The organism is Streptomyces sp. LS-MS-L19, from assembly GCF_058382285.1.
Window position 1 is genome coordinate 9,312,663 of sequence record NZ_JBYCLL010000001.1, and the last position, 13,471, is coordinate 9,326,133.

The 13,471-nt window shown below is 72.2% G+C and carries 10 protein-coding genes; all 10 read left to right on the plus strand.

The genetic code is table 11. The annotated features are described in order from the left end of the window. The first annotated feature begins 38 nt into the window (after nucleotides 1-38). Nucleotides 39-1,391 carry a cytochrome P450 family protein gene (locus tag AC2XR2_RS41600; protein WP_381298264.1) on the plus strand — a complete coding sequence of 451 codons (1,353 nt, stop codon included), beginning with the start codon at nucleotides 39-41 and terminating at the stop codon, nucleotides 1,389-1,391. A 170-nt stretch (nucleotides 1,392-1,561) separates the two neighbouring features. Further along, nucleotides 1,562-3,220, plus strand: a complete 1,659-nt coding sequence (locus AC2XR2_RS41605; protein ID WP_491518594.1) for a hypothetical protein — start codon at nucleotides 1,562-1,564, stop codon at nucleotides 3,218-3,220. 35 nt (nucleotides 3,221-3,255) lie between these two features. Then, a complete protein-coding gene (locus tag AC2XR2_RS41610) occupies nucleotides 3,256-4,227 on the plus strand; it encodes a phosphotransferase enzyme family protein (protein ID WP_491517970.1) in 972 nt (323 codons plus the stop codon). A gap of 80 nt (nucleotides 4,228-4,307) precedes the next feature. Further along, nucleotides 4,308-4,733, plus strand: coding sequence for an OsmC family protein (locus AC2XR2_RS41615; protein WP_381298268.1), 426 nt, complete (start codon nucleotides 4,308-4,310; stop codon nucleotides 4,731-4,733). Between the two features lie 20 nt (nucleotides 4,734-4,753). Then, complete coding sequence (locus AC2XR2_RS41620) at nucleotides 4,754-5,710, plus strand: GlxA family transcriptional regulator (RefSeq protein WP_491517971.1); 957 nt, start codon at nucleotides 4,754-4,756, stop codon at nucleotides 5,708-5,710. 107 nt (nucleotides 5,711-5,817) lie between these two features. Continuing rightward, entirely contained in the window at nucleotides 5,818-6,816 is a 999-nt protein-coding gene (gene gap / locus AC2XR2_RS41625; RefSeq protein ID WP_330262402.1) for a type I glyceraldehyde-3-phosphate dehydrogenase, read from the plus strand. A 110-nt stretch (nucleotides 6,817-6,926) separates the two neighbouring features. Next, the gene (locus AC2XR2_RS41630; protein WP_491517972.1) at nucleotides 6,927-7,619 is read left to right on the plus strand and encodes a haloacid dehalogenase type II; all 693 of its coding nucleotides are present in this window, start codon (nucleotides 6,927-6,929) and stop codon (nucleotides 7,617-7,619) included. Between the two features lie 205 nt (nucleotides 7,620-7,824). Beyond that, the gene (locus tag AC2XR2_RS41635) at nucleotides 7,825-10,158 is read left to right on the plus strand and encodes a glycosyl hydrolase family 95 catalytic domain-containing protein (protein ID WP_491517973.1); all 2,334 of its coding nucleotides are present in this window, start codon (nucleotides 7,825-7,827) and stop codon (nucleotides 10,156-10,158) included. Between the two features lie 25 nt (nucleotides 10,159-10,183). Continuing rightward, nucleotides 10,184-12,073: a glycoside hydrolase family 97 protein gene (locus AC2XR2_RS41640; protein WP_491517974.1), complete on the plus strand. Its 1,890-nt coding sequence runs from the start codon at nucleotides 10,184-10,186 to the stop codon at nucleotides 12,071-12,073. 102 nt (nucleotides 12,074-12,175) lie between these two features. Further along, nucleotides 12,176-13,435 carry a 4-hydroxybenzoate 3-monooxygenase gene (locus tag AC2XR2_RS41645; protein WP_491517975.1) on the plus strand — a complete coding sequence of 420 codons (1,260 nt, stop codon included), beginning with the start codon at nucleotides 12,176-12,178 and terminating at the stop codon, nucleotides 13,433-13,435. The last annotated feature ends 36 nt before the right edge of the window (nucleotides 13,436-13,471 follow it).

The following is a 13,471-nucleotide window of genomic DNA, read 5'->3' on the forward strand; positions in this document are numbered from 1 at the left end:
CCCGGACCGCACGGTCCGGGCCAGCTAAGGACACAGACATGGACGTTCACGACACGGCCGCCACCGGCGCGGCCAGATGCCCCATGTACGACGGCTCCTTCGCCGCCGACCCGCAGAAGGTCTACGACTACCTGCGGGCGCACGGCCCCGCGGGCCCGGTCGAGCTCGCCCCCGGCGTCGACGCCACCCTGGTCGTCGGACACGAGACGGCCCTGCGGGTGCTCCAGAACCCCACCCTCTTCGCGCGCGACGGCCGCCGCTGGACCGCCCTCAACGACGGCCGGGTCCCGCTCGACAGCCCGGTCCTGCCGATGATGGCGTACCGGCCCAACTGCCTGTTCACCGACGGCGCCCAGCACCTCAGGCTCCGCAAGGCGGTCACCGAGAGCCTCGACCGGCTCAACGTCACCCGCATCCGCCGCGACGTCGAGCCGATCGCCGCCTACCTCATCGACCAGTTCAGCGAGCGGGGCCGGGCGGACCTGATCAACGACTACGCCAAGCTGCTGCCGATGCTGCTGATCAACAAGCTCTTCGGCTGCCCCGCCGCCATCGGCGACCGGGTCACCAGCGCGATGGCCGACATGTTCGACGGCAAGGACGCGCTGAAGGCCAGCGACGAACTGACCGCCTGCTTCATGGAGCTCATCACCCTCAAGCGCCGCGAGCCCGGTGACGACATCACCTCCTGGCTCGTCCAGCACTCGGCCGGTCTCACCGACGAGGAGCTCAAGGACCAGCTGGTGATGCTGATCGGCGCCGGTGTGGAACCGACCCGCAACCTCATCGCCAACGCCCTGCTCCTGCTCCTCGGGCCGGAGGGCGAGGACGGGCCGAGCATGCAGATCGAGGACGCCCTCGACCACGTCCTGCTCAACAACCCGCCGATCGCCAACTACGCGACGCACTTCCCGGTACAGGACGTCGACCTCGGCGGAGTGGTGGTTCAGGCGAACTCCCCGCTGGTCATCAGCTTCGCCGGAGCCAACAGCGACCCCGTGCTCACCGCGTCGGGCCAGGCCCACAGCCGCGGCGCCCACCTCGCCTGGGGCGCGGGACCGCACGCCTGCCCTGCCAAGAGCCCGGCCCAGGTCATCGCGGTCACCGCCATCGAGCAGATCCTCAACGCGCTGCCCGACCTCGTCCTGAGCGTCCCGGCCCAGGAGCTCCAGTGGCGTCCCGGCCCGTTCCACCGCGCCCTGGCCGCCCTCCCCGTCCAGTTCGGCGCCACCCCGGCGACCCGGATGGCCTCGGCGTACGGCGTGCCCACCGCGCCCCGTCCCTCGGTGGTCCAGCAGCCCGCGCCCGCGGCCCGCATCCCGGCCCCCGCGGCGCAGAAGCCGGCCAAGAAGGGATTCTGGAGCAGCTTCCTCGAGATCTTCCGTGTGTGACGGCTTAGCCCCGGCCACCTGGTGCCGGAGAGGGGGCTGACGACACTTCGCGTCCCCTCTCCGGCACCGCGTTCGTTCGGGGGACAGATCGGCTCCCACTCTCCCGAAAGCGCCTTCTTCGGGCAGAATCGACTCCCGTGCAGCACAGCCGGCAGCGCGAGGAGCGCCGTATGGAGTACTACGACCTCGGCTCCCACGGCCGACCCGTCACCACCGCATCCGCCGAGGCCCAACTCTGGTTCGACCGGGGCCTGGTGTGGACGTACGCCTTCCACCACGAGGAGGCCGTGGCCTGCTTCGAGAGGGCGGCCGCCGCCGACCCGGACTGCGCGATGGCCCACTGGGGCATCGCCTACGCGCTGGGCCCGAACTACAACAAGCCCTGGGAGTTCTTCGACGACCGGGACCTCGCCCGGACCGTCGAACGCACCCATACGGCCGTCGAGGCGGCCCACGAGAAGGCCGCCGCCCGGGCCACCGTGGTGGAGCGGGCCCTGATCGGCGCCCTGCGCGCCCGGTACCCGCAGGCGAAGCCCGCCGAGGACTGCGCGGTGTGGAACCCGCCGTACGCCGACGCCATGCGCGCGGTCCACGAGCTCGCCCCGGACGATGCCGACGTGGCCGCCCTGTACGCGGACGCGCTGATGAACCTCACCCCCTGGCAGCTGTGGGACCTGCGCACCGGCGAACCCGCACTCGGCGCGCGCACCCGCGAGGCCCGGGCCGTCCTGGAGCGGGCGCTCACCAGCGCCACCGGACGCGACCACCCGGGCGTGCTGCACCTGTACGTCCACCTGATGGAGATGTCGCCGACGCCCGAGTCGGCCCTGTCCGTCGCGGACCGGCTGCGCGGCCTGGTCCCGGACGCGGGACACCTGCTGCACATGCCGTCCCACCTGGAGGTGCTGTGCGGCGACTACCGCCGGGTGGTGTCCGACAACAGCGCGGCGATCGCCGCCGACGAGAAGGTCCGGGCCCGGGCGGGCGCCATGAACTTCTACACGCTCTACCGCTCGCACAACTACCACTTCAAGATCTACGGGGCGATGTTCCTGGGCCAGTCGGAGGTCGCCCTGGAGACGGCCGCGCAGCTGGAGGCATCGATCCCGGAGGAGCTGCTGCGGGTCGAGAGCCCGCCCATGGCCGACTGGCTGGAGGGCTTCCTCGCGATGCGGGTCCACGTCCTGATCCGCTTCGGCCGCTGGACCGACATCCTGGACCTGCCGCTGCCCGCCGACCCGCGGCTGTACTGCGTGACGACCTCGATGCTCCACTACGCCCGTGGCGTCGCCCTGTCCGCCCTCGGCCGCGTCACCGAGGCGGAGGCCGAACGCGCCCTGTTCCAGGCGGCGGTCGCCCGCGTCCCCGGGTCCCGGATGCTCTTCAACAACACCTGCGCCGACATCCTGGCCGTTGCCTCGGCGATGCTCGACGGCGAACTCGCCTACCGCAAGGGCGACTTCGCCACCGCCTTCGCCGCCCTCGCCCGGTCGATCGACCTGGACGACAACCTCCCCTACGACGAACCCTGGGGCTGGATGCAGCCCACCCGCCACGCCTACGGCGCCCTCCTGCTCGAACAGGGCCGGGTGGCCGAGGCGGAAGCCGTCTACCGCGCCGACCTCGGCCTCGACGACACCCTCCCGCGCCCCCTCCAACACCCGGGCAACGTCTGGGCGTTGCACGGCCTCCACGAATGCCTGGTCCGCGGCGAGAAGGACGGGGAGGCGCGGATCGTCGCCCAGCAACTGCGCACCGCCGCGGCCCTGGCCGACGTACCGGTGGAGGCGTCGTGCTTCTGCCGCGTGGGGACGGGCTGCTGCGGCTAGGCTCACGCAACAGGACGGCGGAGGCGGGGAGTTGCATGCGCGAGACGGGTCAGTTCATCACGGATGCCTATGCGCTCGGCGCCGGGGAGTGGACGATGACCCCCGTCGCCCGCGGCGCCCTCGGGCAGATCTGGAAGCTGTCCGGGAACGGCACCTCGTGGGCCGTGAAGGAACTGCTCTTCCAGGAGGGCGAGCCGGACGCCGGTGCCGAGGCCGCCCTGCGCGACGCGGCGGAACCGCTGGGCATCTCCGCGCCCCGCCTCGTGCCCGACCGCACCGGCGCCCACGTCGTACGGCTCCCCGAGGGCTCCTGGGTGAAGCTGTACGACTGGGTCGACGGCACCGAGGCCGACCCGTCGGACCCGGAGATCCTGAGCTGGTGCGGCCGTACGCTCGCCCTTCTGCACCAGGCGGGCCAGGGCACGGACGGGACGCCGGGCGGCTGGTACGAGGAGTGCCCCCGGGACGCCGACTGGGCCGCACTGCTGGACCGGGTCGACCGTGCGGGCGTGCCCTGGGCCGGGGAGCTGGGGCGGTTCGTCGCCACGACCGCGGTGGAGCTGGGACACCATGTGTCGCCGTCGGCTCCCGACGACGTGGTGACCTCGCATCTCGACCTGCGTCCGCAGAACGTCCTGGTCGGACCGGGCGGGCCGGTCCTCCTCGACTGGGACAACGCCGGGCCCGTCTCGGCGGAGCGTGAACTCGCCCGGGCCCTGTACGTGTGGTCGGGCGGCAACGATGCCGACGCCGGGGCCGCCCGGCGGCTGGTGCGCGCCTACCGGGACGCCGGGGGCCGCGCGGTGGTCAAGGGCGTGGACGCCTTCTCCATGCTGTTCGCGACGGACCTCAACTACGTCCACGTGCAGGCCGCGTGCGCGGTCGATCCGACGGCGACCCCCGAGCAGCGCGACTTCGGGGGCCGGGAGGCGGTGGCGAAGCTGCGGAGCCTGCCCGACCTGCGATCCGTGACCCGGCTGACGGAGGCCGTGGCGGGCGAGTGGTGACGCGGCACCGCGCGGCCGGGTGGTGCCGCGGCACCGGGCCCCCGAGGCACCGTTCGGCGCCCGGCACTAATGTCCTCGGCATGAGCGAAAACTCCGAGCGGTCCGTCACCGTCGAGCGCACCGGCACCGGCCACTTCGTCGCCACCAACACCCGGGGCGGCACGATCAGCTTCGGCACCGGATCCGACGAGTTCACCCCCGTCGAACTGCTGCTGGCCGCGCTCGGCGGCTGCACTGCGGTGGACGTCGACCTCGCCACCAGCCGCCACGCCGAACCGAGTGTCTTCACCGTCGAGGTGACGGGCAACAAGGTCAACGACGACCTCGGCAACCGGCTGACCGACCTCGCGGTGACCTTCACCGTCGCCTTCCCGGACGGCGAGGGCGCCGAGCGGGCCCGCACGATCCTGCCCCGCGCGGTCAAGACCTCCCACGACCGCCTGTGCACGGTCAGTCGCACGGTCGAGATCGGCACACCCGTCACCGCCGGGGTCGAGGACGCCTGACCGCTGCGTACCCTGTCCCCGTGCCAGCCTCCCGCCTCCGTCGTGTCGCCGTGCTCGTCCTCGAAGGCGCGAAGCCCCTGGACGTCGGGATCCCCGCACAGGTGTTCACCACGCGCGCGAGCATGCCGTACGAGGTACGGCTGTGCGGCGCGGCCCCCGGGCTCGTGAGCGGCGGGGACGGGCTGTCGTACCACGTCGCCCACGGGCTGGAGGCGCTCGCGTGGGCGGATCTCGTCTTCATCCCGGGCTACCGGTTCCCGGACCGTGAGGACCCGCCGTCGGCCGTCGTCGAGGCCCTGGTCGCCGCCCACGGCCGGGGCGCACGGCTCGCCGCCATCTCGACCGGCGCCTTCGCCCTGGCCGCGACCGGCCTCCTCGACGGCCGGCGCGCCACGACCCACTGGCACTACACCCGAGCGCTCGCGGCGAAACACCCCCTCGTGCGGGTCGACGAGAACGTCCTGTTCGTCGACGAGGGCAGCGTCCTGACCTCGGCCGGCGCCGCCTCCGGCATCGACCTGTGCCTGCACATCCTGCGCGGCGACCTCGGTGTGGCCGCCTCCAACCACGCGGCCCGGCGCCTGGTCGCCGCCCCTTACCGCAGCGGCGGCCAGGCGCAGTACGTGCCGCGCAGCGTGCCCGAGCCGCTCGGCGAGCGCTTCGCCGCCACCCGGGAATGGGCCCTGCACCGGCTCGACGAGCCCCTCACCCTGGACCTCCTGGCCCGCCAGGCCGCCGTGTCGCCGCGTACCTTCTCCCGCCGCTTCGTGGAGGAGACCGGATACACGCCGATGCAGTGGGTCATGCGGGCCCGCATCGACCGGGCCCGCGAGCTCCTGGAGCGCTCGGAGCGCGGGGTCGAGCAGATCGCGACCGACGTCGGACTCGGGACCGGGGCGAACCTGCGGTCGCACTTCCAGCGGATCCTGGGCACCACGCCGAGCGAGTACCGGCGCACCTTCACCCGGGGCGAGTGACCGCCTGGACCCGCGTGGCGCGATCCTTTTGAACCATGGCGATCGCGCCACTGTCAGCGGCGCATGCCGCGAGCGAGCCTGGTGGACATAGGGAAGGGACACCATTCATGACTCGCATCGCCATCAACGGATTCGGCCGTATCGGACGCAATGTGCTGCGCGCGCTCCTCGAACGCGACACCACCTTGGAGGTCGTCGCCGTCAACGACCTCACCGAACCCGCCACCCTCGCCAGGCTCCTCGCCTTCGACAGCACCGCCGGCCGGCTCGGCCGCCCGGTCACCGTCGACGGGAACACGCTGGTCGTCGACGGCCGCCGGATCACCGTCCTCGCCGAACGCGAACCGGCGCAGCTGCCCTGGGCCGACCTCGGCGTCGACATCGTGCTGGAGGCCACCGGGCGCTTCACCTCGGCCAAGGCCGCCCGCGCCCACCTTGACGCGGGCGCGAGGAAGGTCCTGGTCAGCGCGCCCTCGGACGGCGCCGACGTGACCCTCGCGTACGGCGTCAACACCGACGCCTACGACGCGGACCTGCACACGATCGTCTCCAACGCGTCCTGCACGACCAACGCGCTCGCCCCGCTGGCGTCGGTGCTCGACGAACTGGCCGGCATCGAGCACGGCTTCATGACGACGGTGCACGCCTACACCCAGGAGCAGAACCTCCAGGACGGACCGCACCGCGACGCCCGCCGCGCCCGTGCCGCCGGCGTCAACATCGTGCCGACCACCACGGGTGCCGCCAAGGCGATCGGCCTGGTGCTGCCCAACCTGGACGGCAAGCTGTCCGGCGACTCGATCCGCGTCCCGGTGCCGGTCGGCTCGATCGTCGAGCTCAACACCACCGTCGCCCGCGACGTGACCCGCGAGGACGTGCTCGCCGCCTACCGCACCGCCGCCGAGGGGCCCCTCGCGGGCATCCTCGAGTACTCGGAGGACCCGCTCGTCTCCTCCGACATCACGGGCAACCCCGCCTCGTCCATCTTCGACTCGGCCCTCACCCGGGTCGACGGCCGCCATGTGAAGGTGGTCGCCTGGTACGACAACGAGTGGGGCTTCTCCAACCGAGTGATCGACACGCTCCAGTTGCTCGCGCAGGGCTGAGACACACGCGGACGCGGTCCACGTCGTATCACCACCTTGACCGGTGACGGTTCCGGCTGACAGGATCGTCACCGGTCGGACGGGTGATATCTACGCGAACGGGAGACCGCATGGCAGCGTTCCGTGACATCGACGTCGTCGTCCTCGACGTCCTCGGCACCCTGGTCGACGAACCCGGCGGACTGCGCTCGGCGATCCGCGAGACGGTCCCCGCGCCGGGCGAGGAGACCGTCGACGACCTGCTCGACCTCTGGCTGCGGCACGGCGAGCGCGAGCAGCGCCGCATCGCGCAGGGGCGGCGCCCGTACGTCACCTCGGAGACCCTCGACGCGGAGGCCGCCCGGAAGGTGGCCGGCCGGGCCGACGTCACCGACCCGGCGGCCGTCACCAGGCTGGCCACGGCCGGGCAACGCCTGTCGCCCTGGGCCGACTCGGTCACGGGCGTCGAGCAACTGGCCCGACGGCTCCCGGTGTTCGGGCTCTCCAACGCGGGCCGCACCACCCTGGAGCGGCTCAGTGCCCATGTCGGACTCCGCCGGCACCAGGCCCTGTCCGGAGAAACGGTCCGCGCCTACAAGCCGGCGCCGGAGGTCTACCGGCTCGCGACCGACACCGCCGGATGCCCGCCCGAGCGGGTGCTCATGGTCGCGGCCCATGCCTGGGACCTGCGGGGCGCGCGGGCGGCGGGGATGCGAACCGCCTACGTCCACCGACCGGCCGGGGACCCGCCGACCCGTCGCGACCACTTCGACGGGCACTTCGACGGCATGGGTGAACTGGTCACCGCGCTGACGGGCGGTTGAGTTCTCCCGCCGTCAAGATACATCGGAGGAGTCGCGCTCTTTGGTCTGGGCCTACTGAGGTGCAGGTCGGAGCCCGAAAACCCGTGTGCGGCTCAACTGTCATGTGATTCGCGTGGTGCTGAAGTCATTGACAGGTGCATAGGTGCCTCCTAGGTTCCTCGATACACCCGATGTATCGACGATCCGTCAGGTATGGAGGACGACGATGACCTCACCCCCGGAGAGACACCCGCACCCGGCCCGCAGGGCCGTGCTCGGCACCGCGCTGGGCGGAGCGGCCGCGACCGCGTTATCCGGTGCGCCGGCCGCCGCGTTACCCGGCGCGGCCCCCGCCGGAGATCCGACGTCCGCCCAGGCCGCCGCCCCGCGCCCCTGGAAACTCCGCGACACCATGAGCACCGACGACGCCTGGGCCCGCTTCCTGCGCGACCAGGACCTGTTGTGGAAACGGCTGCCCACCCTCTGGTACGAGGGCCCCTTCCTCGGCGACGGCCAACTGGGCAGCATGGTCTACCAGGAGCCCGGCGCCAACCGGATCCGCTTCACCGTCCAGCACGGCCGGGTCCAGGACCACCGCCCCGAGTTCGGCAGCGGCTGGGGCACCTGCCGGCTCCCCGTCGGCCACCTCACCCTCGAACCGGCCGGCACCATCACCGCCGTCGACTGGCGCCTCAGCCTCTGGAACGCCGAACTCACCGGCACCGTCACCACCACCGCCGGCACCCTCACCCTCGCCGCCCTGATCCACGACGAGGTCCTCGCCGTCCGTGTCACAGCTCGCGGCGGCGAGCGGGCCACCTGGACCTTCCACCCCGAGGAGGCCATCAGCCCCCGGAAGATCAGCGAGGCCCCGCCCGCCGACTACACCGCCAACCCGCCGTGGACCACCCGCACCGCCCCCGACGGCACCGAGCAGGTCCTCCAGCCCCTCACCGGCGGCGGACAGACCGCCACCGCCCACCGCCGCACCGGCGACGACCTGCTGCTCAGCGTCGGCCACAGCCACCCCTCCGACACGGCCGCCGAGGCCGACTCCCTGCGCAACCTCCGCCGCGCGAAGTCGTACAGCGCGCTCCGGCAGCGCCACACCAACTGGTGGCACGCCTTCTACCGCAAGAGCTTCGTGTCGTTCCCCGACCAGCGGCTCCAGAGCTTCCACTGGATCCAGCTGTACAAGGTCGCCTCCGCCAGCCGCGCCGGCGGACCCGTCATGGCGACCTCGGGCCCCTGGCTGGAGCCCACGCCCTGGCCCGCGGTCTGGTGGAACCTCAACGTCCAGCTGGAGTACTGGCTCATCAACGGCTTCAACCACCCGGAGCTGGACTCCCTCGCCACCACACTGCGCCAGAACCAGGAACAGCTGACCGCCAACGTGCCCGCCGCCTACCGCGCCGACAGCTCGGGCGTGGGCCGCAGTTCCGACATGTTCGCCAACCGCGGCGTGGGCCGGCCCGGCACCGGCGCCGAAGTCGGCGACCTCACCTGGGCGTTGCACAACGTGTGGCTGTCCTACCGCCACTCCATGGACACGTCCCTGCTGCGCGACACCATCTACCCGGTGCTGCGCCGGGCGATCAACTACTACCTGCACTTCCTCACCCCGGGCAGCGACGGCAAGCTCCACCTGCCCAGCACCCTGTCGCCCGAATACCCGGTCGTACCGCCCCAGGACACCAACTACGACCTCGCGCTGATCCGCTGGGGCTGCCGGGCCCTCCTCGAGTCCGCCGAACTCCTCGGCATCGAGGACGAGTTGGCCCCGCGCTGGCAGGAGGTCCTCACCAGGCTCACGCCCTACCCGGTCGACGGCAACGGCTTCATGATCGGTGCGGACACCCCGTACGCCCAGTCCCACCGGCACTACTCGCACCTGCTGATGGTCTACCCGCTCCACCTCGTCAACTGGGACCAGCCCGAGAACCGCGACCTCATCACCAGGTCGATCGTCCACTGGCACGCGCTCACCGGCTCCCACCGCGGCTACAGCTACACCGGCGCCGCCTCCATGTACGCCATGACCGGCGACGGGGACACCGCGATCACCTATCTGCGGAAGTTCTTCGACCCCACCACCCGCTACCCCTGCCGCCCCAACACCCACTACACCGAGGCCGGTCCGGTCATCGAGACCCCGCTGTCCGCCTCGCAGTCCCTGCACGACATGTTCTGCCAGAGCTGGGGCGGGGTGATCCGGGTCCTCCCGGCGGTCCCGACCGCCTGGGCGGACCTCACCCTGCACAACTTCCGCACCGAGGGCGCCTTCCTGGTCAGCGCCGTCCGCAAGGCGGGAACCACCCGCTTCATCCGGATCCGGAGCCTGGCCGGCGAACCCCTCAAGCTCCAGCACGGCCTCACCGGACGCCTCACCGCCGTCCTCGACGACGGCACCCCGGCCCGCACCCGCGACCTCGGCGACGGCACCCTCGCCATCGACCTTCCCCGCGGCCGCGAGGTGCTCGTGCACACCGGTACCCGCCCCGACCTCACCCTCGCACCCGTCGCCGTCAGCGAGCCCGGACCGGCCTGGGGACTGCCGTAAAGGCCACACAACTCGGAGGACATCGATGGCAGTTCCGATCAGAACGGCGGTCACCGCACTCTGTGCCTCGCTGGCGGCCGCACTCCTCACCACCGCACCCGCTCAGGCCGAACAGCGTGACCAGACATGGTCGTTGTCGGCGGGAGCCCACGCACCGCGCGCCGAGGTCGGCCTCGACGACACCACCGGCCGGCTCACCCTCGCCGTGTCCCGCGACGGCCGTACGGTCATCGAACCGTCACCCGTCGGCCTCGTCACCGAACAGGCCGACCTGTCGAAGGACTTGCGCCTCCTGCACCGCAAGAGCCGCACCGTCGAGGAGCGTTACCGCACCAAGTCCGGCAAGCGCCTCGACCGGCGGGTCCGGATGAACGAGACCCGGCTCTCCTTCGCCGGCGCCGCGGGCGCCCGGTTCGACCTCGTGGTCCGCGCCGCCGCGGACGGCATCGCCTACCGGTACGTCCTGCCCGCCGGCTCCGGTGACGTGCTCGGGGAGGCGTCCGCCTTCAACCTCCCGGCCGACGCGAAGGCGTGGCTCGGCACCTACCGGGTGGACAACGAGGGCCAGTTCGCCCAGTACACCGCCGCGACCGCGCCCACCGGCGAGTACTCCGACCAGGCCCTCTTCGCGACCGACGGCGGGTACACCCTGCTCGCCGAGTCCGACCTCACCGGCGGCTACTCCGGTGCCCGGCTCGCCCATGACCAGGGCACCGGCACCTACCGCGTCAAGCTCGCCGACGAACGGGTCACCGCCACCGGCGCGTTGGCCACCCCGTGGCGCGCCATGGTCACCGGCGACCTCGCCACCGTCACCCGCTCCACCTTCACCGACGACCTCGCCGCCGCCTCCAAGGTGCGCGACACCTCCTGGATCAGGCCCGGCACCGTCCTGTGGACCTGGCTCGCGGGCGGTAGGGAGGCCGGACAGAGCCTCACCGCGCAGAAGGCCTACGTCGACCACGCCGCCGAACGCGGCTGGCCCTACGAGGCGGTCGACGCCGGGTGGTACTACCGGCCGGGGGAGTGGGACGTCACCGACCCCGACTGGCAGACCAATAGCTGGATGCCGGAACTCGTCCGGTACGCCCGCGCCAAGGGCGTCGGCATCATCGTCTGGATCCACCAGCGCGACCTCGACACCGCCGAGGAACGCGCCCAGTGGCTGCCCACCCTGGAGAAGTGGGGCATCAAGGGCGTCAAGATCGACTTCATGAACTCCGAGGCCCAGCCCATGCTCCGGTGGTACGACACCATCCTCGCGGAGACGGCCGCCCACCACCTCATGGTCGACTTCCACGGCTCCACGATCCCCAAGGGCATCCAGCGCACCTGGCCGCAGGTCATGACCCTGGAGGGGGTCGCGGGCGAGGAGAAGCGCACCAACACCGCCGCCCACCTCACCACCCTGCCCTTCACCCGCAACGTCATCGGCTCCATGGACTTCACCCCCGGCGCCTTCCAGCGGGTCGGACTGCGCCCCAACTCCGACGCGGCCGAGGTCGGCCTCACCGTCGCCTACGAGTCGGGCCTGCAGATGTTCGCGGGCACCCCCGAGTCGTACGAGGCGAGGCCGCTCGCCCGCGCCTACTTCGACCAGGTCCCGGCGGCCTGGGACGACACCCGGCTGCTCGCCGGCACCCCCGGCCAGGAGGCCGTGCTGGCCCGCCGCAGCGGTGACCGCTGGTTCCTCGGCGGGGTCTACGCGGGGGCCGCCCGCACGGCCCAGGTGCCGCTGTCGCTCGGTCCGGGCCGGTGGCTGGTGGAGACGATCCGGGACGGCGACGGCGGCCTCGTCCAGGACCGCCGGGTCCTGCGCGGCGGCGACACCCTCACCGTCGACGTCGTCGCGAACGGCGGCTTCGCCGGACTCGCCTGCCCGTGGCGGCCGGGCCTCACCACCTGCCACCGCTGAGCACACGGTCGTTCCGGGAACCGTGTCCGATCGACGAGAGGTTGATCGGACACGGCTCGGACGGCCGGCTTCCTCGCTAGGCTGGGTGCCGGAGGTGCCCAAGTGGCCGAAGAAGCAAGCCAGTTGCAGGACGCTCCCGAATCGACGAGGGTCGTGGTGATCGGCGCGGGCCCGGCCGGGATGACCGTCGCCACCCTGCTCCAGCACAGCGGCATCGACTGCGTCGTCCTGGAGCGCCGCTCCCGCGAGCACGTCGCCCGGCGCCAGCGGGCCGGCATCGTCGAGACCCGCGCGGTCCGCATGTTCGACTCGTGGGGACTGACCGACCAGGTCCTCGGCGGCATCCCGTACGACGGCATCCTGGAGTTCCGGGTGGACGGCCGCAGCCACCTGGTCTCCGACAGCGACGGCTCGGACGGTCCGGCCGCCCGACTGTGCCCCCAGCAGGTCCTCGTGCAGAAACTCACCGAGACCTTCCTGGAGGGCGGCGGCGACCTGCGCTTCGAGGCCTCCGACGTCTCCCTGCACGACCTGACCGGCGACCGCCCCACCATCCGCTACCGCGCGCCCGACGGCACACCGCACTCCCTCACCTGCGATGTCGTCGCCGGGTGCGACGGCGACCACGGAGTCAGCCGTACGGCCGTCCCCGACGGCGTCCTCACCGCGCACGCCTTCGACCACGGCATCGGCTGGCTCACCGTCCTGGCCGACGCCCCGCCCCCCGCCCACCCCCTCCTCGCCGTCAGCGCCCAGGGCTTCGCCGCCCACTTCCCGCGCGGCCCCCACGCGAGCCGCTACTACCTCCAGTGCCCGCCCGACGACACCCCGGACGCCTGGCCCGAGCAGCGCGTGTGGGACGCCCTGCGCACCCGCCTCGGCGACCCGGACCTCGTCCCCGGCCCGATCACCGACCGCGAGGTCTTCCGGCTCCGCAGCCTCGTCCACGACCCCATGTCCTACGGCCGTCTCTTCCTGGTCGGCGACGCGGCGCACATCGTGTCGCCGATGGGCGGCAAGGGCATGAACCTCGCCCTGTACGACGCCGACCTCCTCGTACGGGCCGTGCGGGACTTCGTCCGGGACGGCGACGACACCGCGCTGCACAGCTACTCGGCACGCTGTCTGCGCCGCGTCTGGAACGACCAGGAGTTCTCGCACTGGCTCACCCGGACCCTCCACGACGCCGGGGACGCCGACCCGTTCCCGCGCCACCTCGCCCGGGCCCGTCTCGACCGGCTCTTCCACTCCCCGGCCGCGGCCCGCGCCTTCGCCGAACTCATGACCGGGATGGACCTGACCGGGGGAGCGGCGCCCTTCCAGGAACGGTCCGGCAACCTTTCCACGAGCGGCGGCGACTGACGGTCGGAAGTCCCTCCGCCGGAGGCTCGTACGCAC